This is a genomic window from Rhodococcus sp. IC4_135, from assembly GCF_011602025.1.
Lineage (GTDB): Bacteria > Actinomycetota > Actinomycetes > Mycobacteriales > Mycobacteriaceae > Rhodococcus_F > Rhodococcus_F baikonurensis.
On the sequence record NZ_JAAOLG010000002.1, the window covers coordinates 184465 to 208321 of the forward strand.

The 23857-nt window shown below is 63.7% G+C and carries 12 protein-coding genes and 1 tRNA gene; 6 read left to right on the top strand and 7 right to left on the bottom strand.

The window, feature by feature from the left end:
- Position 1: 1 nt before the first annotated feature.
- The 6 genes from G8767_RS05695 (at position 2) to G8767_RS05720 (ending at position 5207) form a co-directional block, all read left to right on the top strand.
- Positions 2 to 685, top strand: a complete 684-nt coding sequence (locus tag G8767_RS05695) for a lysoplasmalogenase (RefSeq protein ID WP_095970598.1) — start codon at positions 2 to 4, stop codon at positions 683 to 685.
- A 30-nt stretch (positions 686 to 715) separates the two neighbouring features.
- Positions 716 to 1300, top strand: a complete 585-nt coding sequence (locus G8767_RS05700; protein WP_166809578.1) for a sigma-70 family RNA polymerase sigma factor — start codon at positions 716 to 718, stop codon at positions 1298 to 1300.
- Positions 1297 to 2016: a hypothetical protein gene (locus G8767_RS05705; RefSeq protein ID WP_124569773.1), complete on the top strand. Its 720-nt coding sequence runs from the start codon at positions 1297 to 1299 to the stop codon at positions 2014 to 2016. Before G8767_RS05700 ends, G8767_RS05705 begins: the two co-directional genes overlap by 4 nt.
- Before the next feature lie 20 nt (positions 2017 to 2036).
- Positions 2037 to 2663, top strand: a complete 627-nt coding sequence (locus G8767_RS05710; RefSeq protein WP_166809579.1) for a class I SAM-dependent methyltransferase — start codon at positions 2037 to 2039, stop codon at positions 2661 to 2663.
- Between the two features lie 101 nt (positions 2664 to 2764).
- Positions 2765 to 2835, top strand: a tRNA-Cys gene (locus tag G8767_RS05715).
- A gap of 917 nt (positions 2836 to 3752) precedes the next feature.
- On the top strand, positions 3753 to 5207 hold the full coding sequence (locus G8767_RS05720; RefSeq protein WP_166809580.1) for an MFS transporter: 1455 nt from the start codon (positions 3753 to 3755) through the stop codon (positions 5205 to 5207).
- Here the strand turns inward: G8767_RS05720 and G8767_RS05725 are convergent.
- The 7 genes from G8767_RS05725 to G8767_RS05755 form a co-directional block, all read right to left on the bottom strand.
- A complete protein-coding gene (locus G8767_RS05725) occupies positions 5156 to 6001 on the bottom strand; it encodes a siderophore-interacting protein (protein WP_095970605.1) in 846 nt (281 codons plus the stop codon). The two genes, G8767_RS05720 and G8767_RS05725, sit on opposite strands and share 52 nt — an antisense overlap.
- Complete coding sequence (gene entS / locus G8767_RS05730; RefSeq protein ID WP_166809581.1) at positions 5998 to 7299, bottom strand: enterobactin transporter EntS; 1302 nt, start codon at positions 7297 to 7299, stop codon at positions 5998 to 6000. The genes G8767_RS05725 and entS overlap by 4 nt, the downstream gene beginning before the upstream one ends.
- A complete protein-coding gene (locus tag G8767_RS05735; RefSeq protein WP_095970745.1) occupies positions 7296 to 8309 on the bottom strand; it encodes an ABC transporter substrate-binding protein in 1014 nt (337 codons plus the stop codon). Before G8767_RS05735 ends, entS begins: the two co-directional genes overlap by 4 nt.
- A gap of 40 nt (positions 8310 to 8349) precedes the next feature.
- The gene (locus tag G8767_RS05740) at positions 8350 to 20793 is read right to left on the bottom strand and encodes an amino acid adenylation domain-containing protein (protein ID WP_346842960.1); all 12444 of its coding nucleotides are present in this window, start codon (positions 20791 to 20793) and stop codon (positions 8350 to 8352) included.
- Positions 20794 to 21001: 208 nt separating this feature from the next.
- Positions 21002 to 21454 carry a flavodoxin family protein gene (locus G8767_RS05745; protein ID WP_019748153.1) on the bottom strand — a complete coding sequence of 151 codons (453 nt, stop codon included), beginning with the start codon at positions 21452 to 21454 and terminating at the stop codon, positions 21002 to 21004.
- Positions 21455 to 21501: 47 nt separating this feature from the next.
- Positions 21502 to 22149 (bottom strand): isochorismatase family protein, encoded by a 648-nt coding sequence (locus G8767_RS05750; protein WP_124566205.1) that lies wholly within the window; start codon positions 22147 to 22149, stop codon positions 21502 to 21504.
- A gap of 35 nt (positions 22150 to 22184) precedes the next feature.
- Positions 22185 to 23849 (bottom strand): (2,3-dihydroxybenzoyl)adenylate synthase, encoded by a 1665-nt coding sequence (locus G8767_RS05755; RefSeq protein WP_166809583.1) that lies wholly within the window; start codon positions 23847 to 23849, stop codon positions 22185 to 22187.
- Between the last annotated feature and the right edge of the window lie 8 nt (positions 23850 to 23857).

A 23857-nucleotide genomic window follows, 5' to 3' on the forward strand; every position in this document is an offset into this window, starting at 1 on the left:
GATGCGTGAATCCGATCGTTCTGCCGGACTGACCAGCATCATCCGGTCGCCCTGGTTCGTAGGGTTTTCCGCGGTAGCGATTATTCATCTGATCCTGAATGCCGCTGATGCTGAGCCCTGGGACGGGATCACCAAGGTCATGCTCGCGCCGATTCTGGCTGCCTGGGTTGTCGGTCATCGTGGACCGAGAATTGTTGCTGCTGCCTTGATTGCCTGCGCTTTCGGAGACCTGTTCCTGATCTGGGACTCCACATTCGTCATCGGGATGGCAGCCTTCGCGATCGGTCACCTCTGTTTCATCCGATTCTTTCTCTCGCACGGCGCTTTTCGGGAGATGCGAAGGCGGCCATGGTTTCTGTGCTCCTACACCGTCGCCGGGATCGCTCTTGTGTCGTATGCCTGGACCGGGCTCGAACCGGCACTTCGAATTGCCGTCCCCGTGTACGCCGCAATCCTGGTGGGAACCGCATCTACCGCACTGGCGTACAACACGATCACCGGTATCGGCGGCGCACTGTTCCTCGCCTCTGACGCCCTCATCCTGCTCGGTCAGGCGAACAAATGGCAGCCTGCCGCTGCCGGCATCTGGATCATGACGCTGTACATCCTGGCGTTGTTGCTTCTGACAGTCGGAATCCTCGGACGGAGTAGCACGGCAAACCGTCTACTGACGCCCACGCTGTAAGGATCAGCGACCAGCCGGACATCTCTTCACATGACGCCGAAAACCGAGGACAGGCCGCCACCGAGCGACGAAGAGCGTTTCACCGCCTTGTGGGACGACTACGCCGGTCGGGTGTTCGCGTATACCTGCCGCCACGTCGATCATCACAGCGCACAGGAAGTTGTCTCCGAGACGTTCCTCGTTGCCTGGCGACGCTTGGACGAAGTGCCCGAGCAGGCTCTGCCCTGGCTGTTGGTGGTAGCTCGAAACACCGTGAACAACAGCCGTCGAAGCGTTCGACGCAATGATGCGCTCACCGAGAAGATGCGACGAATCGAGCAGATTGCGGCATCGACGCCGGGCGCCGACGTCACTGTCACCGACCGCACGGAACTTCTCGAAGCACTGGCAACACTCACCGTCATCGAGCGTGAAGCTCTACTCCTGACTGCCTGGGACGGATTGACCGCCGCCGAAGCAGCGCGGGTCGCCGGGTGTTCGGTGCCAGCCATGCACGTTCGTCTCTTTCGCGCTCGGCGTCGATTGAGCAGCGGTTTGACACCAGAATCCGTCACCGCGATCCCGATCGACGTCACTCGACCTTGCGCTGCCGCCGAACACGGGAGTACCCCATGAGCAAAGATCTTCTGACCACGCTCGAGATGCTGCGGCCGACCGATGCGGTTACCACAGAATTCTGGCCCGAGAAGGTCCAGGATGCCGCACGCACCCGAATCATGGCTACCGAAAACAACATTGGAGCAACCAAAACTCCACGCCGCCAAGTCGGTGCCCTCGTTCTCGTCGCGGCGATCTGCGCAGCAGTGGTGGTGGGCTGCGCCGCTGCCACGGCGATGATGCCGAAACCGTTTACCGACATGTACTCCGGTTGGCAGACGATGCCGGGAACCAACGGCGGAATAGATCCGTCCACCGCCGAGCGGGTCGGGTCCATTCCCGGACCTGACGGATCCCTGTTCAGCGTCTTCGTCGCCCACGGCGAGGACGGATGGAGGTGCGTCGCCCCGGTTTTCGAGCCGTCAGCCGACGTCGACAAGATTGGACCGTCGAAATTCACCAGCCTCGGACACGGCTGCAGATCGAACGACGACTTGTACGGCGCAGATTCATTCGGGGGCGGAGCCGGTTACGAAGCTGGCCCGCACGAGGCGACCTACGACGCAGGCGCGGGGGGCGCCGTTCGGGCCGAACTTCACACCGCTGATGGCAATATCTATCCCACAATTCTTGCCGAAGACCGCTTCTACGGGTGGATTCCATTATCGCTCACATTCCCGCGTCCAACCCTCGTCGGATACGCCGCAGACGGGACGGTAGTCGGCACCCGGTGAGCTGTCGGTACCCTCGAAGAATGACTGCACAGGCCCCGAACGAGCGCGTCCCCAGCCAGTGGGAAGAGATCACTGCAGCCGACTCGACGCATTCCACACGGTATGTGGAGCGATTCCGTTCGATGAGAGCGGACGGCAAGGACATTGTCGGGGAAGCACGTTTGATCGACGCGATGCTCGGACGCAGTGGCCGGGTTCTCGATGCCGGGTGCGGGCCGGGCCGACTCGGCGGTTATCTGCACGACGTCGGTCATGTGGTTGTCGGAGTAGACGTCGACCCGGTTCTCATTGCTGCCGCGGAGGAGGACCACCCGGGCCCGACGTGGCTTGTCGGCGACCTCGCCGAGCTCGATCTACCCGCCCGCGGGGTCGAGGCGGATTTCGACGTCATCGTGTCGGCAGGCAATGTGATGGCATTTCTCGCCCCGTCCACCAGGCAGGCAGTGTTGGCAGGATTTGCTCGTCATCTCGCTCCGAGCGGCCGAGTGGTCATCGGATTCGGGGCCGGACGTGGCTACGAGTTCCCCAAGTTTCTCGCCGACGCGACCACGAGTGGTCTCGAGGTTGATCTGCTGCTCTCCACGTGGGATCTTCGCCCGTTCAAGGACAATTCCGAATTCCTGGTCGCGGTGTTCTCGCGCTCCTAGCCCGGCAGTTCACTGCTATACCAAGGGCCTGGCACAGCGATCAACTCACTCTGATCACAATCATGGCGATTGTTGTTCACTACGAACATAATTGGATCAATGCGGGTGTGGCCGAGCGGCAAGGCAGCGGTCTGCAAAACCGTCCACGCAGGTTCGACTCCTGCCATCCGCTCCCCTTGAGCTTTCGCATTTCGTGGCGGAAAACCGCGGTACCGCCGCGAGATAGTTTCCGCTCGAGCCGAACCATTGTCCTCGAAACATCGCACCACCAAGATGTTTGGCATGCCCCCGGAGCACCTCGGTTCCGTACGTGTCGCCGAACGTCCCGGCCGATGCGGGAACTGCACGCACCCCGCCCCTTCGCTGAAGCGAGGCTGGATCGAGCGCTGCCTCAGGTTTGCACCACAGCCCGCTCGCTGCGCAGAAATACTGGTCATGGACCACTACACCGGAGCGATGGAATTCTGCCGGTGCCGACATCCGTTCCACGGGTCCTGATCGCGGACAGATCGCCGAGATCCGCTGCCGAGCCGAGTCCCTCGGCGCCCCGGCTCGACAGCGGAATAACACTTAAATCAGCTCAGCGAGCTCAGCAGCGGCTCGAGAAGCTTGTAGAGCTCGAAGATTCCGATGATCGTTGAAATAGAACCCATGATGATCCTCCGTGATTCGTGAACTTTCCGTGACGTCGCGTCACAGGCAGAAAGCTAACAAACCCGGCATTCAAACGGGGACCTTGAATGTGTCCGGCAGATGAACTCCCTGCTCGCAGAATCCTTTTGGTGATCAGCGTCATGTTCGACGAGAAATAGGCCCAACCGTCACATCACCTGACATTGACCGACGGCTGCAGCGAAAGTCTGCCCGTTGCTGTCTGGCGATACTTGGCACTATTTCCGCCCCTCCAACTCTTGCTTTGTCTGACGAATCCGATTACATTCCTCCACAATAACGGTACGCGTAACGAAATATCAAGACTCGTTACTGCGCCAACCGATATACGCAGTGCCACAACCCTTCCAGACTCCTGGTGGGGTGACGCATCGTCGCGTCGAGAAGCTCCTCACTCCCCGATCGAAAGAGAGCACGATGACCACTGAGAGCATCTCCGGACATCAGCAGCGACCGGTTGCAACAATTGCCAGCCTGACACTTCTGATCGCAGCAGTCGCCGCTCTCGAAAGCATCATCGTCCCCGCACTCCCCCTGATACAGCGAGACTTCGGAGTGACGGCCGACGTCGGAGCGCTCGCCTCCGTCGCTCTGACGTTGAGCACTGTTCTCGTCACGCCGATGGCCGGGCGAATAGCCGACGTGTACGGCGCCCGTCCCACATTGCTCGCGATCACGACCATCGTCGTGCTCGGCGGCAGCGTGTCCGCTCTCGCAACGATCTTCCCGCTGTTCGTCCTCGGTCAGTTTCTCCAGGGATTCGGGCTTGGGTTGTTGCCCGTGAGCTTCGTGGTCCTACGACGCACTTTGTCCTCGGAACAACTGAAGACGGCCACCGGATTGCTCGGTGCCGTCGTCGTGGCGGGCGGCGCTCTGGGAGTCGTGCTGGCCGGGCCCGTCGCCGAAAACGTCTCCCGCACCGCGATGTATGCAGTTCCGACCGCTTTCGTCATACTCGGCGCAATTGCTTTTGCTGTGAGCACACCACGAGATCGCATGTCGAAGGTCGGCGGCCGGCTCGATTGGCCGGGAGCGGGTGGATTGGCCCTGGGATTGTTGACGCTGACCGCGTGGCTTGCGAGCGCGTCGAGCAACGGTTGGGGCGCACCGACGCCGATGCTGCTGGTTCTCGCTGCCGCTACGGTGTTCACGATCTGGGCCAGGTATCAGGGCCGGACCAACGAACCGATGGTGGACCTGACGATGATGCGGCATCGTTCGATGTGGAGCGCAGTGGTCGTCGGCGTGGTTTTCGGGTTCACCTACGGCGCAGTTGTCTATCTACTTCCGCAGCAACTCGCCGCGCCCGAGGAGAGCGGATTCGGCCGCGGTGCATCGACAAGTGCTATCGGAATCCTGCTGTGCATCGGCTACGGCGCAGCGGTGATCGCGTCGGTGATCTCCGGAAAGCTCGCACAACGGGTCGGCACGAAAGCCATTGCGGTAGCGGGAGTTGCCCTCCTCGGCCTGAGCGGCGCCGTCGGAGTCTTTGCAACCACGATGTGGCAGATCGTTGTGGTGCTGATCCTGGCGGGTACCGGCGTTGCGGCCGCGTCGACGGCAGTGTTCGTCATCTCCGCCGACAGCGCACCGGCAGACCGCGTAGGTGTCACGACGGCGATAGTCACCATCGCCAGATCGCTGGGTTCTGCCGTCGGAACCCAAATTGCCGCCGGGATCATCGCGAGCGCGACTTCATCCGGCGGCCTTCCCCGACACTCGGCATTCGCCACGGCCTTCGGGGTAGCGGCAATCGTTGCGATTGTCGGACTCGTTGTCGCGGTGACGATGCCGAGGGCTGGGACTGGGGCAGCCGATGTTCAGTGGTCGTCGTCGTCCTCGTCGAAGTCCGCGACTCCACGCTTCCAATAGCCGGTGATCAGGTGGTCGCCCGAACTCAATCCGAGTTCGTCGCGCACGAATCTGCGAATCGGCTTGAGGCTGGTGGCCTCACCGGAGATCCAGGCGTAGACGCGCTCGCCCTCGGGCACCGTGACCGTTCGGACGGCCTGCTCGAGTAGATCGGAGTGACCGGCCGGCACGTCGCCGCGGTACAGCCATCGCACCTCGACGCCTTCCGGAACGGTGAGTTCGATTTCCTGTGAAGGATCGGTGATCTCGACGAACACCCACCCGGCAGCAGCAGCGGGCATCATCTCGAGCCAACGAGCAATGGCAGGAAGGGCGGTGATGTCACCGGCAAGCAGATAGCGGTCGTACGTCCACGGAACTACGACGCCACCGGGCGGACCAGCCACGTGCACCCGAGTGCCGATGGTGGCCGCCTGAGCCCAATCAGAGGCGTACCCACCGTCGTGGAGTGCGAAGTCGAGGTCCAACTCCCCCGCCTCGGCGTCGTATCGACGGACGGTGTACTCACGCGAAATCGGCAGAGGACGAGGCCACTTCAGGCTGAATCCGTCTCGTTCGGGCAGCCTCAGAGACCCGTCGGCATCCGGGTAGACGAGGCGGACATGCTCGTCGGGAGCGTGCGATTCGAAGCCCGCCAACTCAGGTCCTCCCAAAGTCAGACGCAGCAGTCCGGATCCGACCATTTCGCTGCGAACGACTTCGAGTTCGCGAATGCCGATGGGGTACGGCACTTTTGCGCCGGTGGTTCCCGCCAGAACTTCGGCGATGGTCGCGAGGTGGTCTCCTCGGTTCATGAACTACCTTCCTTTTCCGGCGGAGCATTCCCCACCGGCACGGTGATGTCGGAGTGATCGACTTCGGCTGTCTCCGAAGTTACCCGGCGCACCGAACCCAACGTTGCCAGGAGCACCAGGCCCAATGTCAGACCGGCGAGACCCAAGGCCAGCAGCGCAGCACCAGGCTCGAGCCATTGCCCGAGGAACCCGGCTGCCATCGACCCGATCGCCGTACCCGTGACGGCCTGCACCATCCACAGGCTGGAGACGCGGCCGCGGAGTTCGTCCGGCGTGTTCTGTTGCAGGACGGCAAATCTCAGAATGTCGTTGAGGGCGCGTCCGAGGCCGAATCCGGCGAGACCGAGGAAAGCGACGAGTGCTGCTCCCGACGCACCCAGTACCACCAGGCCGAGAGGCATCAGCGCAACAGAGATCAACATCGCGGCGCCGTTGCGGTGGACTCGTCCTGTCCAACCGCTGGTGAGCGAACCGATCACGGCGCCGACGGCCGGTGCGCCGTAGAGCAGACCGAGCATGGTGGGTCCACCGCCGAGAACCTGGTCGACGAATGCCGGCAGCAACACCATCGGGCCGCTGACGAACATGACCAGCAGTCCGCTGATCAAAATGCCGCGAATGACTGTGTGCGTGCCGGCGAATTTCACGCCGGTCACCAGCGCGCGCATCGGGCTTTCGTGATTCGTTCCCGGTGCAGGCGAAGGTCCGATGGCTTGGAACAACGTGACCGTTGCTGCGGTGGCCACCGCAGCGACAAAGTATGTCGCGGGGATGCCACCGGAGGCGATGATCACGCCGGCGATTGCCGGCGAGATCATCGTCCCGATGTCGGTGGTCAGAGCTACCAATGCGCCGGCCGCTGCCATCTTGTTGCGCGGCAACAGTGTCGGCATCAAAGCCATCAGGGCCGAGCTGCTGACACCGCCGGCCAAGCCGTCGACAGCTGCCGCGACGTAGATGACCCACATCGACGGGTGTGGCAAGAGCGCATTGCAGCCGAGAATGACAAAGCCGAGGCCCGCAGCACTGCGGGCCAACTGGATGGTGCGTCGCCGGTCGTAGCGATCAGCGAGCACGCCGCCGAACAGGCTGCCGAAGAACATGGCGATGGCCATCGCCGTGGACACTCCGGCAACCTGCAAGGTCGACCCGGTGAGCTGGTATGTCTGCGCGGGAACGGCTACGACGAGCAGTCCGATCCCGAGCAGCGAGATCAATCGCGCCGAGAAGGCATACCGGAATGGACGGCTGGTCCGCAGCGGTGAAACATCGATCACCAGCCCACCGAATCGAGTCATGCGAAGGTCTGGCCGATCAGGTCGAGCGTAGCCATTGCGCCGTCGTAGTCAGGACGGTAGCTGCTGGCGGGGAGCTCGAACGTCGTGCCGGCCTTGAACGACGGCAACTGCGAGTAGAGCGGATCGGTGGCAAGCTCGGCCATCGGTCGACCGGACACCGGAAGGACAAAGGCGACAGGCGCATCGGCGACCTGCGAGAGCAGTTCCGGGCTGACCTCGAACGAGTCACCCGAGCCGAAGAGCTGCGGGTTGCCGGCCTTGGCCATGACGTCGTCGGCCTTGAAACCGAGCTCGGCGAGCATTGCGGGGAGCGCTGCCGTCGGCGGCACGAGGTACGGCTTGTTGCTCGAGACCGAGAGGAAGTACACGACGTTGCCCTCGGGAACCTTGATCTTGCCCTTGACCTCTTTGACCTTGTCCTCGTATGCGCTCAACAGTGCCGGAACCTGGTCGGAACGGCCCGCGGCGTCGGCGACGATTTCAAGCTGCTTGTCCCAGTTGGCAACCGTCTTGGGGACCAACACGGTGGGTGCGATAGCGGTCAGCTGGTCGTAGAGTTCCTCGGCCTGAACCGAGGTGATGCCCTGGCCACCGCCGATGATCAGGTCGGGTTCAGCCGCCGCGACGGCTTCGATGTTGAGCTGCTCGCCGGCCGGCAATTCCTTGGTGCCCTGCGCCTTTGCGGCGTCCGACCATGCCGGCGGGAATCCACCGTCGAGGTTCGTGACACCGAGGACGCGGGTATCGGTGGCAACCACCGGTGCGTCCAGGGCGTACAGGTATCCGGCGAGACCGCCACTCAGAACCACGATGCGCTCCGCCGACGCGGGCACGGTGACCGAGCCCTTTTCGGTCTCGATCACGCGCGTCGTGGGCTCTGCAGCCTTGGTCGGTTCGTCGTTCGAATCGCTGCTGCAACCGATCATCGCCACGAGTGCGACGATCAGCAACCCTGCGATGGCGACGAAACGTCGCCAACTCCGTATCGCGAGGGGCGGTGTGGACTTCATCATTGAGCTCCCATTGTGTTTCAACTGTGTGGTTTTCGAACTATGTGGCCGTGCGTTTCGACAGATGGCTGTCGAGCAGCGGGGCAATCGCCGCCCACCCGGCTGGGGTCACCAATCCGGCGTGGTCGTACGGCAGATGGTGTACTGCCATGTCCCGGTCCCCGCGGACTCCGCGCCAGCGATCAGCCAGCAGCTGTCCGGACGCCTCGGCGTCGGCGGTGATCAGAGTAACCGGTCCGTCGTAGGTTGTGTCCGTCGAGCGGGCCACGAGCAAACGAGTGGCATCAAAACCCGCCCGAACAGCCTCGACCAGTCCCGGTGCCTGAGTGAGGATCTCGGGTGGCAGGGCGGCGGCCAGATCTCGGTCGTCTGCATCGTCGCGACCGCGATCGTCACGATCTCCCAGTGGATGAGTATCGATCAGGCCGGCGAACTCCACCGTCTCGCCGATATCGACCAGCTGAGCCGCCATCGCGGCAACGACGTTGTCACCGAACGAGTAGCCGAGCAGGTGGTACGGACCGCTCGGTTGCACGCCGCGAATCGTGTCGACGTACATCGCTGCCAATTGGTCCACGTTCGTCGGTTCGAGTGGTTCCCCGGCAACTGTGGGCAATTGGAGGCCGAACAATGGACGGTCGGCCTCGAGGACGCCGGTCAAAGGTGCGAAGGGCCAAGCGAATCCACCCGCCGGATGCACGCAGAACAGTGGTTCACCGCTGCCTTCGGCTCGAAGGATCAGCAGGTGATCGCGACTCAGATCGATGTCGGATGCCGACTCGTCAAGGTGTGCTGCGAGCTCGGCAACTGTCGGACGGGTCATCAGCGTTCCTACACCGACGCTCACCGACAGGTCGTGCTCCATCTCCCCCACCAGCCGCATTGCTCGAAGCGAGTCGCCGCCGAGATCGAAGAAACTCTCTTCGGGATCCACCGCATCAACGCCGAGTACCCGCGCAAAGACCTGGCACAGGTGCCTTTCCGTCTCGGTTCGCGGTGCTCTGGCCGCCGCTCGGGCAGGGGGCGCCGGCAACGCACCCCGGTCCAGTTTTCCGTTGGGCGTCAGCGGTATGGAATCCACGACGACGATGTCCGACGGAACCAGGTGTGCCGGTACGCGTTCCCGCAACGCAGCTCGCAGATCGACTGCATCAACGCCGGGTTCTTCGATGACGTACCCGACCAGTCGCGGCGGCGCACCGCCTTCGCTACGGACTGACGCTGCCGCTCTCAACACTCCCGGCAGCGACGCCAGCGCGGATTCCACTTCACCCAATTCGATCCGAATGCCTCGGATCTTGACCTGATGGTCCGCGCGGCCCAGGTATTCGAGTTCGCCGTCGCGGCGACGCAGTACGACATCACCCGTGCGGTACATGCGCCTGCCGACGGAGTAGGGGTCTGCAACGAACACAGCAGAGGTCAGGGCGGTCCGGTGGAGGTAACCCATCGCCGTTCCGTCACCGGACATGTACAACTCGCCCGCCGCTCCGATCGGAACCTCCCGCAGCCCCGAATCGAGTACCCGCGCAGACGCGTTCAGAATCGGACGACCCAAGCACGGTGTCTCGCTCCCCTGAACCGGGGATCCCATCGCATTGATCGTGAACTCGGTCGGTCCGTAAAGGTCGTACCCGTCGACACCGTCCTGATCGCGCAGTCGCGACCACAGTTCGGCAGGCACAGCTTCTCCGCCGAGCATCACCAACACAGGCGTCCGCTCACCGTCGAGGAGACCGGCGGCCATCAGTTCCCGTGCATACGAGGGGGTTACGTTCACGACGTCGATCCCGACTTCGCGGTAGTGCTTCACCAGAGACACGGGGTCCAGTCGCGCCTGCTCGTCGATCACGTGAACTTCATGCCCGGCGAGCAACCAGAACAGTTCTTCCCACGACATGTCGAACGAGAACGAGACTGTGTGCGCGATGCGCAAACGTCGACCACCAGCGCTGTTCTCCGTCGGAGTGAAGATCTCGGCCTTGTGATTGTGATACATCGTCGTCAACCCGCGATGACCAACGACGACGCCCTTGGGTTTTCCGGTACTGCCCGAGGTGTAGATGACGTAGGCAGGCTGATCCGGTGAAGTCGGCCCGCATACCGCGGCCTCGTCGACGACTGGTGCCGGAGCCTGCCCGTCGAGTACCCCGGTTACGTCCGGGTCGTCGAGGACCAGACACGCCTGTCCATCGGGAACAACGAGGTCACGCGTCTGAGTCGTGGTGACCACCAGCGCAGCATCGCTGTCGAGGATCAGTTCGCGCAGGCGTGCCGGCGGGTGAGCCAGATCCAAGGGAAGATATGCCGCTCCGGTCCTCATGACGGCGAAGATCGCTACGACGTGATCGGCGGTACGCGGAAGTGCGAGCGCCACAACACGGGTCGGACCCCCGCCTGTCGCCGACTGCCCCAGCACCGAGGCGAGTAGCCGCGCCAGTCTGTCCACCCGAGAGTTCATCTCGGCCGCGCTCAGCGTGACGTCACCGAAGACCAGTGCAGTGTCGTCGGGTGTGGCCACCGCCCTTTCGCGGAGCAAGGCGTCCACGCTGCCGCCCGCCTGGTCCGGCCGCGGCATCACGACGTGCTGTGAAGCGAATTCCGCGGGAGTGCTCGAAAGCGGAATCGTCGTGTCCGCCACCGTAGCCGTGTCGGATGTCGCCATCACTTCGAGAATCGTGATGGTGCGTGACAGGACGTCCTCAGCCACGTCGTGCGGAATCAGGTCGGGGCGGTTTTCGAGTGTGAGCGCCATCGCCGCATCCCCGACACCCGGGTCCACATCGAGCGTGAGCGCATAGTGAGTGCCGTCCACCGCATCGAACCCGACGATTCCGCTGCGCCCGAACGTGTCTCGACGTGCCTGTTCGTCGCGCGGGGTGTTGCGGAAAACGTAGAGCGTGTCGAAGAGCGTGGCGAACCCTGCGCTTCGCTGCACGTCACCGAGCCCCAGAAAGTGATGCTCGAGCAGCGAACCCTGCTCGCGGAACAGGCGACCGAGCAGCGCCGGGATCTCCTCACCTGGCCGTACGCGGACACGCACCGGAATGGTGTTGAGCGCCAGGCCCACCATTCGGTCGGCGCCCTCGACCTCGGGCGAACGTCCCGAGACCGTGGATCCGAAGACGACGTCGTCTCGGCCCGTCACAGCACGCAAGGCCAGGCCCCACGCCGCAGAGACGACGGTGGACAGGGTCACGCCGCTACGTCTGGCCAGCTCGCGAACTGCCTCGGTGACGCTCTGCTCGAGCTGAACGCGGGTGAACACCGGCAACGGAGCCCGCCCACCTGATCCCGTACCACCCACGAGTGTGGGCTGCTCGAGATCCGCGAGGTAGTCCTTCCACGACGAGAGGGCTTCCGTGCGATCCGATTCGGCGATCCATCGCAGGTGATCACGGAAGTCCGCAGGCTTGTCGAGCGCGCCGTCGAGTCCAACCGGGTCCGTGCCGTGAGTGCGAGCAAACTCGTAGAGCGCAAACAACTCCGCGTACATCAAGGTCTGCGACCAACCGTCGGTCAGCAGGTGGTGCTGAGTGAAGACGAGGTGCGCTCCCCCACCTGGCAACCAGACCAACACCATTCGAATGAGTGGCGGCGCACTCAAGTCGAACAGCCTGCCGAATTCGGCCTCGTCGACTGCGCGGACCTCGATATCCAAGTCCTCGGGTGCGACAGCGCTCAGATCGATCTCACGGAAAGGCATTTCGGCTTCCCTGGGCACGAACTGCACCGGAGCATCGAACCCGGCGTGTGTGAATCCGGCCCGCAAGTTCGGATAGCGCCGCAAGAGCGCATCCCCCGCTGCGCGGAGTGAGCGAACGTCGACGGCGGCATCGGCGGAGAACTCGAATCGCGGCTGCATGTGATAAACATCCGTACCGCCGGCACCGTCCAGAACCGACTGGAAGTACATGCCTTCCTGCAAGGGACCGAGCGGTAGCACATCCTGCCAGCCCGGGCTCAGCGACTCGAGCCGTGCCCGTCGATCCGTATCGACGGCTACGAGAGGGCTCGGCACACGATCCGGCGCGGTGTCGGGCAATGCCTTGCGGTCTACCTTCCCGTTGAGGGTGAGCGGTAGTGCCTCGAGAACCGTGATGGTCTGCGGCACCATGTGTTCGGGTAGGAGCCGCGCAATCTCCTTGCGCACCAGTACCGAATCGAGCGCGGTTGCACCTTCGGGAACCACGTATCCGTGCAGACTTCCGGTACCCGCCGCATCTACGCGGACGGTGGCTGCCGCGCGGAACACACCGGCTACCGATCCGAGTGCGCCTTCGACCTCGCCGAGCTCGATGCGGAAACCGCGGACCTTCACCTGATCGTCCGCACGGCGCAGGAAGTGCAAAAACCCTCGCCTGCGTCGGACCAGATCTCCGGTGCGGTAGAGGCGTGCCCCCGGCAGAGAAGGATCGGCGACGAACCGAGCGACGGTCAGATCGGGGCGGTTCAGGTATCCGCGAACCACCTGCGCACCGCCCAGGTACAGCTCGCCCGCAACGCCTTCCGGAACCTCGCGCAGGTCGTCGTCGAGGATTCGTACGTGCACATCGGTCCAGGGTCGACCGATCGTGACTCGGTCACCGGTCGTGATGACCGAAGATGTCGCCCACACCGTGGCCTCGGTGGGTCCGTAGACATTCCGGACCGAAGCAGCGTTGGCCACCAGATCGTCGGCAAGATCCTGTGGGAGTGCTTCCCCTCCCACCAAGGCGCGCACCGCGGCGAGGCGGGGCGCATCCTCATGTTCGGTGACCACTCGCCACAGTGCCGGCGTCGCCTGCATCACTGTCGCATCACTCGCGATGATCAACGCCAACAACGCATCCGGGTCGCGAACCGTCCGGCGGTCCGCGATGACGACCGTGGCGCCCGCTGCGAGCGGGCACAGCAACTCGAGTGCCGCGATGTCGAACGACACCGTTGTCACCGCCACGATGCGATCGCCCGGCCTGATCCAGCGATCCTCGACTACCGTGTCCGCGAAGGCCGCGAGGTTGCCCGTCGAGACCATGACGCCCTTGGGGCGACCCGTCGAACCGGAGGTGTGGATCATGTAGGCGAGGTGATCACCCGCCGCAGGCGCCGGAGGAAGCACGACGCCCGAGTTGGTGAACTCACCGTCCACGAAGACGCTCGTGGCGACCGTCGACGGAAGTTGACCTGCGCTGTCGATACTGGTCAGGACACACACCGGCGACGCGTCCTCGATCATGAACTCGAGCCGCTCAGTCGGGTAGTCGACGTCGAGTGGCAGGTACGCCGCGCCGATGCGCAGTACCGCGAGCAGTCCGGCCACCAGATCCGCATCTCGATCGAGCGCGACGGCGACTACCTTCTCAGGCCCTGCGCCGGCCGCGAGCAGTTCGCGAGCCAACTCGTCGACCCGCGCCGACAGTTCCCCGTAGGTAATTCCGACCTCACCGGAGACTACCGCGACGTCGTCGGGGTGACGGCTGACCTGTCGGGCGAACAACTGCGAAATTCCGGCAGGCGACGTCGCGCGTCGGTCCGGGTCGCGATCCGGCTTGTTTTCCGCCAGTCGCAGATCCGCGACGACAGTGCTGATTTCGTGACCGAGGACCGCGATCACACCGTCGAGCAATGCGTCCGCAGTCGCGGCGTCGAACAGCCCGGCATCAACCGTCAATCGAAGCTCTGTTGCAGTTCGGACGAACTCGAGGTCGACGCTCTTACCGGGCGAGTGACCGACGCGGGCAGCGAAGAGGCTGCTGGTAGGACGTCCGAGTAGATCGGCGATTCGGTCGAGGCTGACATCGGAATGCGCGCGTGCCTCGGACACTGCGTCTTCGACTCGTCGAACTACATCGGCAATGTGCGGCCGGCCGGACAGGTCGATCCTAATCAGGGTGTCCGTCTCGTCCGAGGACAGCCCGACCGCAAGGTCCCGACCACCGCCGAAGCCGTTCAGCGTCGCCGCCACGGCGGCCAACAGCACCGCGTCGAATCTTGATCCGTCACCGAACCGAGCATCGCGTAACTGACGAACGTAGGTGTGCGGGCGGTACTCTTCGCCGCGCGAGCGATCGTAGGGAAGGTCCGTTTCGAGGGGCATGCCCGCAAGCGTGCGAACCCAGTACCGCTCGTGATCAGGATTTCCAGCAGCTGCCGGGGAGCGGAACGTCGCCGCGTTCACTGTAGGTCGATCAACGACAGCGACCGAATCCGGCGAGAACTTCTTCTGATCGACGCGGGCGGCCGCGGCAAGACCGAGGGGGGTCGGGGTGTCGAACACATCCGAGACGACGACGCGGATGCCCAGCTTCCGCAGACTGCCCACCAACCTCATCGCAGTGAGCGAGTGACCACCGAGAGTGAAGAAATTGTCTCCCGGATCGACGTCGGAAAGCTCCAATACCGTTGCAACACAGGCACACACCGCATCGACGACCGCGGGATCGGAGTCGATCGCCTGACGTTGCTCGTCGGCCCTCTTCGTGGCGGCCGTTGCATCGGCAACGCGGCGTGTCTGTCGGACAACCGTCAGCACCGCGGATGCGGGAGCTGCCGGTTCGGTCAACAAACCACGCAGGATCTCGGCGAGCCGAGCGACCATTCGCTGCGCCGTGGCTTCGGAGACAACCGCCGGATCGTGGTACAGGACCAGATCCAGACCGGTGCTCGGCGGTGCCATCAACGTCATCGGATAGTGCGTGACTCCGCGGTTGGTGAATCCCTCGACCCGAAGTGTGTGCGACGCAGGCTGTCCCGCACCGGAGTTCGGGAAGTTCTCGAATACCAGGAGCGTGTCGAACAGTTGACCGATCCCGGCGATGCGTTCGATCTCGGCCAAACTGGTGTGCTCGACGTCCACGATGTCGAATTGCGCGTTCTGCAGCCCCACGAACTGTTCCAGCAAAGGCTCGTTCGCGGCGATGTCGAGGCGGGCCGGAATCGTGTTGCTGAACAACCCGACCATCCCCTCCACTCCGGCGAGTTCGGCAGGTCGACCTGACACGGTGGCCCCGAACACGACGTCCCACTGTCCTGTCGCCTCGGCGAGCGTTGCCGCCCACGCGCCCTGGACCAGCGTGTTGATCGTCAGCGCTCGCGCACGGCCGAGTTCGATCAACGCGTCGGCGTCCGAGGCCGCAAGTGGAACTTCGAGCGCGACGGGCACACTTCGCGGCGCCCCTATGTCGGCAACGAGAGTCGGCGCGGCGAGCCCACGTAAACGCTCGCTCCACACTGCACGGGCAGAGTCCTGATCCCGGCCGGCGATCCACGCCAAGTAGTCGCGATACGGAGTCGGCGACGGGAGGTGCGCATCGCCGTCGTGGTAGACGTTCATCAACTCGCGCAGGACGATCGGCGTCGACCACCCGTCGGTGAGCAGATGATGCGCGTTGAGAACGAGTCTGTGCACCCCACCGGGCAGCCGGATCAGTAGAGCGCGCAGCAGTGGCGGTGAACTGACGTCGAAGACATGCTCGGCGGCCTCGTCCTCGAGCTGATCTGCAGAGCGGAATGCGGTGGCAGCTGGAACGGAGGTCAGGTCGACCGAACGCCACTCGACTCCTGCACCGCGCGGAATGACTTGAACGGGACGTTCGAACTGCTCGTAGTGGAAAGCGGCGCGCAAGTTCGGGTGCCTGTCGATCACCGTCTCGAACGCGTCGGCCAGCTTTCCTTCGTCCAAGGGGCCGGAAAGGTCGAAGCGTGCAGTAAGCGTGTAGACGTCTGCCGCGCCGTCGCGGACCGCGTGGAACAGGAGACCTTCTTGAAGCGGCGACAACGGAAGTACGTCGGCAAGCGGTCCGTGGACGGCTTCGAGTTCGTCGATCCCTGCCTGATCGACCACCGCGCCCTGGCCGAAGATCGTCGCCGAGCAATCGGAAGGCGTCAAACCACCCTCGAAGAGTACGGCATGTGCGGTCAGGGCAGCGAGCGCACGTTCCCAATGCTCTTGCAGCTCGACGATCGTCGCGTCGTCAAGCACTGAACCCGCCGCAGTCCATTCGACTGCCAGCGTCGTCTCGCCATCCTCGCGGACGAATGCGTTGAGCGCCAGCACTTCCGACATAGCCTTGGTCGCCGGTTCGATAACCGCGAATGCATCCTGTTCCGGCAATCGCCATCCGGTTCCGGGCAGGGACGGGAAGCGGCCGAGATAGTTGAGCAGCAGTTCGGGAGTAGCGCACGCGGAAAGATCAGGTGCGGTTTCGGGATCCAGGTGCCGCAGAACTCCGTAGCCGACGCCACCTCCAGGCACGGCGCGTTTTGCCTCCTTCACCGCCCGAAGCAGATGCCCGGCAGCTGCTCCGCCGCCGAGCGCGTCGGAAAGATCGTCGGCGGTCAGCAGTGCTTCGGTGGGAACCCGAACCGGGAATTCGCTGGTGAACCACCCGATGGTTCCGGCGAAGTCGGTGTCGCTGGTGAGCGCGTCGCGGCCGTGGCCTTCGACGGTGACGGTCTGCGCGGGCAACCCGGTCAGGCCGTGACCGTGCTGCCACGAGCGCACTGCAAGCATCAAACCAGCAAGAAGCACTTCGTCGGCCCTGGCTCGATACGCCGCCGGAAGCGTGGTCAACAGCGCGTCGGTGACGGCCGGGGGCGCAACAGTTGTCGTGCGGGAAGCTGTTGCGGTCACGTCGATGTCCGGGTCGAGACGACGGCTGCCGATCGGCTCGTCGTCCGCTTGCACCGATGCGGACTTCCAGTGCTCCAGCTCTGATGCCCTGCTGCCCGAGGTCCCGAATTCTGCGAGCAACCCCGCGTATCGACGCCACGAAGAGCCGCCGGCAGCCAACCGGGCGGACCTGCGCTCGCGTGCAGCATCGGTGGCTTCGTGGAGATCGGGAAGCAGAATTCGCCAGGACACACCGTCGACGATCAAATGGTGAGCCACCACGATCAATTGATCGGGCCGACCGGCCTCAGTCCTCACCAGCACAACGTGCAGGAGTTCACCGGCGCGTGGATCGAGACTCGCTGCCGCCGCCTCTGCAAGCTCTCTGATCCGGAGCGGTTCGGGGCTGTCGGACACCTCGCGAACGAGCCCTTCGCTACGCACCGCGCCCGCGTCGCGGACGATCAATTCAGCAGTGCCGCTGTCGTTGTCACGCCGCAGGAGCAGACGGAGAGCGTCGTGGTGATCGAGGACCGTTTGTACGCCGGACTGCAGGTCATCCAGTGAGAGGTCATCGTCGATGCGCACCGCAGTCCACTGCGCGTAGCCCGCGATTGCCTCGTCTGTCGGATTCTTGTCGATCAGTGCCCGAACGATCGGCGGAGCGATCACCGTGCCGGTCGCCACGTCCGCGACCGTAGCTGCGACGTCGGCGTCATCGGCAATCTTGCGCGCTGCAGCGGCAATTGTTCCCAGATCTCGCTGTGCAAGAAGCTCTTTGGGAGCCACGACCAGCCCGCGCACCCGCAGGCGACTGCTGACGCTGATTGCCGTGATGCTGTCACCACCGAGGCCGAAGAAGTCCTCGTCCACGCCGACGCGTTCGCGGCCGAGCACCTCGGCCACCACGTCACAGAGAATTTCTTCGTGCGGTGTGGACGCAGCGCGACCTTCCGACTCGGTAGCCGGGGCGGGTAGTGCCGCACGATCGAGCTTTCCGTTCACCGTGACGGGTAGTTCGTCGAGAACGACGATTGCGGCCGGAACCAGATGGTCCGGTACACGACCGGCGAGGTCTCGGCGTAGCTCTTCCTGCGGCGGAAGCGTCGCGCCGACAGCGGCGACAACGTAGCCGACCAGGCTGGGCCGTCCTCCGTCCGTACGGATCAGCGCGGCAGCCGCGCCGATTCCGGGCACCGATCCGAGAACAGCTTCGACCTCGCTCAACTCGACACGATGTCCGCGGATCTTCACCTGCTTGTCGCTACGACCGATGAAGTCGTAGCCCCGCCCCGGTACCCAGCGCGCGACGTCCCCAGCGCGGTACATCAGATCTCCCGGAGCACCGAAAGGATCGGCGACGAAACGCTCGGAGGTTGCGGCGGCGCAGCCGAGGTATCCCCTGGCCAATTGCGGTCCGGCCAGATAGAGCTCACCTCGTTCACCGTCGGCGACCGGCTCGAGCGCGCTGTCGAGCAGGTACGCACGGGTACCCGCAAGGGGGTACCCGATACGCGGTCCGGCGCCTTCGACCGTGGTCGCGATCGCATCGACCGTCGTTTCGGTGGGACCGTACAGGTTTCGAGCCGGAACACCGGATTCGATGATCGCGTCCCACAGTGCGGGCGGTGCCGCTTCGCCGCCCACGACAAGCAGTTGCAGCCGCTGCGTGCGCAGCAATCCGTTGTCCACCATCGCTGCCGCCATCGACGGCGTCGTGTCGACCACGTCGACGCGATCTCGCTCGAACGCCGCGACCAGGGCAACAGCGTCCTTCTGGAGTTCTTCGTCGTACACATGAACCCGATGACCACACAGCAGCCACAACAGCTGATCGAGAGACGCGTCGAAGGCGAACGACGCCGTGTGCGCGGTGTGCAGTTGCCGGTTTCCGACTCGCTCGGCAGTTTCCCGGTACATAGTGGCGCGGTGGTGGTGAAGCAGATGCGCCAATCCACCACTTCTGACCAACACACCCTTTGGCTTGCCGGTCGATCCAGAGGTGTAGATGACGTACGCCAGGTGATCACCATGCCGCGGTGTCGCCAGTTCACCGAGTTCGAGTGGAAGCTCGGAATTGGCACGGAGTTCTTCTCGCGCGGCATCGGAATCGAGTGCGAGCGGGACGGGCCGCGAATCTCCGACGAGTTTCCCGGCCAGTGTGGAAGTGGTGAGCACCACCTTCGGTTGCGCGTCGTCGACCAAGTCCCGCAATCGCTCAGCCGGGTGCTGCGGATCCAAGGCCACGTACGCTGCGCCCGCGCTCAATGTCGCGAGCAGCGCGACGACCATCTCGGACGTTCGCGGAAGTGCAAGTCCGACAATGTCGTCCGGGCCGACGTCGCGAGCGCGAAGCAGCCGCGCAAGCCGGTGGACGCGGCCACCGAGTTCTGCGCCTGTCAAACGTTCCTCACCGCACACGAGGACCGTGTCATCCGCATGATCGGCGACGATGCGGTCGAAGACGTCGGGGACGAGCTCGACGGAGCCAGGCACAGGTTCGGTCTCACGGCCGGCAAGGATCCGCGCAGCCTCGGGTGCCGGCATCATCTGCACCTGTCCGACGGCAGGATCTTGCTCCCCCACCATCGCGTTCACGATGCTCACGAAACCGGCGAGGCGTCGCTGAACCGAATCCCGAGTATTGGTACGCGCGTCCACTTCGAATCCGAGTAGGACTTCGCCGTCCGCTATGGGGGTGACCGTCAAACCCAGGTCCTCCGGCGGACCTCCGGCGACGTTACGCAGTACGCCCACAGCGCCGGCGAAGTCGAGGGCGAAGTCGAAAGCCTTGAGATTGATTCCGATCCCGTGAAGGAGTGCGCCGGTGCCCGCGACGCCCAGGTCCCGAGCAAGATTCTCACCGCGGTAGCGCTGGTGCGCGCGCAGGCTTTTCATCGTGGCGGCTACCTGCTTGCTCAGGTCACCGAGACGATCGTGGCTGCGAATCGTCAACCGGAGAGGCAGAACGTTGACTGCCATGGCCGGGGTCTTGAGTGCCGTGCGCCCAACGCGCGCCATGAGTGGCATCGCGATGACAACATCCGTCTCACCCAGCAATCGGTGGAGAAACGCGCCGTAGCAGGCGATCAACGCCTCGGCCCACGTTGTTCCCGTCGCGTCTGCCACCTCTTTGAGGCGGCCGAGGGCGTCGGCACTGATGACCTCACGAACCTGGATCGTTCGTTCCGCCGGACCGGCGACCTGCTGGCCGCGCCCGTCCAACGCGGGCAACGGCGTCAGGACATCACGCCAGTAGTCACGATCTTCCGCGAACTGCTCGCCCGCCCGGTACGCCTCGTCCTCGCTGACCAGATCGGTCATAGAACCGAATCGCGTTGGCGCGACCTCGGTTCCCTTCTTCGCGGCCGTGTAGTGCGCAGCGACACGGCGCGAAATCATGGCTGCGCTGTATCCGTCGACGATCAGGTGGTGATAGAGCTGGATGCACCAGATTTCGCGATCGGAGAGCCTGATCAGCGAGTACGTGTACAGCGGACGCTCCACCATCAAGCGGCAGTACTCGGACGCCCGGCTACGCTCGGCGTCGACCAATGCGTGTGCCACGGCTACGGGATCGCGCTCGTCACGGACATCGGTGACGGGGATGGCGCCCACCGGTTCGCCGGAGATGTACTGACGCGGGCCCTCGACTGTCTCCACCATCCGCAGCCGCATGGTTTCGGCTTCACCGATCGTCGCCGTGATTGCGGCCGTCAGAAGGTCGGTGTCGATCGGTTCGTCGCCCGAGATTTCGAGCACCTCACCGACGAGGTAGCTCCGAGATTCGGGATCAAGCCTCTGCGCGTTCCAAATCCCGAGTTGAGCTCCTGTGAGAGCAAACGTAGCTTCGTTTGCCGCTCCGGAGTTCGAACCTGGAAGAACGCTCACACTGATCCCCTCGCCTGTGGACACACGTCACCCAAGGGTGACCTAACGTCGTTTTGGGTAGCCTAAACTAAATGGCGAGGAATCGGGGAATCCGCCTCGCCGGTGACCCGAATTCCGATGGCTCCCGACGCGTTCACAAGAGAACGCACGCTGCTACAACCGCTTGCAGGACAATCTCTTTCGTGAACTGAAACGAGAAAAGTGAAGGCTAGTCCATCAGCGTTGCTGCTACGGTTCCGCCCAGTTCATAACAACCATCGCGGACGGATTTGTCCACGCTCACAGTCACTTCGAGCGGATCCGCCACCGCGACCAATCCGAGCCCGGTGGCGAGCTTGCGCACCGACGACACGGCACCGGCAGTGTCGTTGTTGCCGTGAACCCACAGGCCGTACGGCCGATCCGACACCGCGCCGAGGCATTGGTAGTACGTGGTGTCGAAGAAGTATTTCAGCGCACCCGACATGTAACCGAAGTTTGCGGTGGTACCGAAAAGATAGCCGTCAGCAGCGAGTACGTCGGGCACCGTCGCCGCCAACGCCGGCACTACCTTCACCTCCACACCCTCGATCTCGGGATCGCGAGCGCCCGCGAGGACTGCATCCAACAATTCGTGGGTTGTCGGCGAGGGCGAGTGGTGAACCACCAACAAAGTCTTCACACACCTGACAATACGGCGACGGGTGGCGCACCCGTCGCCGTTCACTCCTACGCCGAAACCGTTTCCGCGCTCATCGCCTTGACCAGGTCGTCGGTTCGGGTGACCGAGGCGCAGCGCCCGGCCGCGTACTCGAGTGCACCGACATGCTCGTCGAGGGAGAAGTCGGCCACCGCGTCACCCACGAAGAAGATCTGCACGTCTTGCATGAACCCGTCCAAAGCGGTAGTCAGGCAGCCGATGTGGGCATAGATTCCGGTGATGATCAGCTGGTCACGACCACTCTCACGCAGCCGTTCACGCAGGTCCGTCTTGATGAAGGCGCTGTAGCGCCATTTTGTGAGCATCACGTCGTCCGGATGCGGAGCCAACTCGGCGATCACGTCGGTGTGAGCGGGATCTGCCTTCAGTCCCGGTCCCCAGAAATCCGACAGCAACGCGCGCTCCTCGGGATCCTGATCTCCGGGTTGCGCGGTGTAGACGATCGGGATTCCGGCAGCTCGCGCCGACGAGCGAAGGCGATCGATATTCGGAACCACGGTTCGGAGCGGGTCGACGCTTCGGTCGTACGCGTTCACGAAATACTCCTGCATGTCGTGCAGAAGCAATACCGCGCGGGAAGGATCGAGAGTCCAGTCGACCCGATTCTGCGGAAACTCGGTGGGCATCTCGTATCGGACTGCGGTGGGTAGCGCCATGAAGAATCTCCTCCAAGAAGTGGGGTGAGAACCGATCAACTCGACAGCGTCTGTGCCGCAATCGATTCACTGAGAACACGGCGCAGGGCCGCCTTACTGGTCTTTCCGACGCCGGTGACGGGGAACTCGGTCACGAACTCCACTCGATCCGGCACTTTGTATGCCGCAACGCCTCGGCCTCGTATGTATCGCTTGATCTCGCCGACGGTCGGCGCTTCTCCGGCGACCACCAGGACAGCACACGTTCGCTCGCCCAGGTACTCGTCGGGGACGGCGACGACGGCCGCATCGTGGACAGCAGGATGCGAGAGCAGGTGGTTCTCGATCTCCTCTGCGGCCACCTTCTCACCGCCGCGGTTGATCTGGTCCTTTGCGCGACCCTCGACAATCAGGTGTCCCGTATCGGTGACGCTGACCAGATCGCCGGTGCGATAGAACCCTTCGGCGTCGAAGACCTCGGCATTGTGCGCATCTGCCCGGTAATAGCCACGGATCGTGTACGGCCCCCGAGTCAGTAAGTGCCCCGTGGTTCCGGGCTCGACGGGCGCGCCCTCGTCGTCGACCACACGAACCTCGTCGTCGGGCGAAATAGGCCGGCCCTGCGTACTGACGATCAATTCTTGCGTGTCGTCGAGGCGGGTGTAGTTGACCAGCCCTTCGGCCATCCCGAACACCTGCTGGAGGGTGCAGCCCAGCTCCTCGGGTACGCGCGCAGCAGCTTCGGCGCTGAACTTTGCTCCCCCGACGCCGAGAACCCGCAAGCTCGACAGATCGTGATCTGCCTTGCTGGGGGCAGCCATCCAGGCCAACGCGATCGGTGGAACCAAAGAAGCGTGCGTGACTCGCTCTGATTCGATCAGACCGAAAGCTGTGGACGGCATGGTGTCCGGCGCCAGAACCACGGTGCCACCCGCGTGGAAAACACCCAGGATGCCTGGCGAACTCATCGGAAAATTATGCGCTGCAGGAAGAACCACCAACATGCGCGTCGAGTCGTCGACGCCGCAGATCGGGTTCGACGCCCGCACCGAGTAGAGGTAGTCGGCGTGCGTTCGCGGAATCAGCTTCGGAACACCGGTCGTGCCACCGGAAAGCTGAAGAAAGGCGACCGACAACGGATCGACGTCGGCAAGAACGGGAATCTCGTATCCGCGCAGCGAATCGAAACCGACAAACTCTTCGGGGTCACCGGCCACGATCACAACAGGCGGAGTCTCGAGGCCCTCGTTCACCTCACGCGCCAGTGCGCGGTAGTCGAACCCGCCATGACGGTCGGCGACGATATAGGCAGCGACATCAGCGAACTGGCAGAAGTAGCCGATTTCGGTTCGGCGATGCGCCGGCAACCCGAATACCGGCAGGGCGCCGAGCTTCAACACACCGAACAATGCTTCGACGTATTCCACGATGTTCGGTAGCTGCAGAAGCACCCGGTCACCGGGGCGAACACCCAACCCGGACAGGCCTCCGGCCACGGCCGAGCTGCGACGATCGAGCTCGGAATACGTCAGCCGTGTCTGTGTGCCAGCGGCATCGCTGCCGACCACCGCTTCGTTGTCGGGATACCGTGCGGCCGCGGCCGTGACGAATCCGGCCAGCGTCTCGTCAGTCCAATAGCCTCGCTCCCGATAATGCGTCACCAATTCGGGTGGATACTGTGCGACGGGTGCCAAGGGCTCGCGAGCGATCCTCGAGGTCATGCAAGTGA

Excerpts from the sequence above, each read along its gene's own strand:
- G8767_RS05695 (WP_095970598.1), top strand. The coding sequence starts at position 2 with ATGCGTGAATCCGATCGTTCTGCCGGACTGACCAGCATCATCCGGTCG.
- G8767_RS05700 (WP_166809578.1), top strand. The coding sequence starts at position 716 with ATGACGCCGAAAACCGAGGACAGGCCGCCACCGAGCGACGAAGAGCGT.
- G8767_RS05705 (WP_124569773.1), top strand. The coding sequence starts at position 1,297 with ATGAGCAAAGATCTTCTGACCACGCTCGAGATGCTGCGGCCGACCGAT.
- G8767_RS05710 (WP_166809579.1), top strand. The coding sequence starts at position 2,037 with ATGACTGCACAGGCCCCGAACGAGCGCGTCCCCAGCCAGTGGGAAGAG.
- G8767_RS05720 (WP_166809580.1), top strand. The coding sequence starts at position 3,753 with ATGACCACTGAGAGCATCTCCGGACATCAGCAGCGACCGGTTGCAACA.
- G8767_RS05725 (WP_095970605.1), bottom strand. The coding sequence starts at position 6,001 with ATGAACCGAGGAGACCACCTCGCGACCATCGCCGAAGTTCTGGCGGGA.
- entS (WP_166809581.1), bottom strand. The coding sequence starts at position 7,299 with ATGACTCGATTCGGTGGGCTGGTGATCGATGTTTCACCGCTGCGGACC.
- G8767_RS05735 (WP_095970745.1), bottom strand. The coding sequence starts at position 8,309 with ATGAAGTCCACACCGCCCCTCGCGATACGGAGTTGGCGACGTTTCGTC.
- G8767_RS05750 (WP_124566205.1), bottom strand. The coding sequence starts at position 22,149 with ATGGCGCTACCCACCGCAGTCCGATACGAGATGCCCACCGAGTTTCCG.
- G8767_RS05755 (WP_166809583.1), bottom strand. The coding sequence starts at position 23,849 with ATGACCTCGAGGATCGCTCGCGAGCCCTTGGCACCCGTCGCACAGTAT.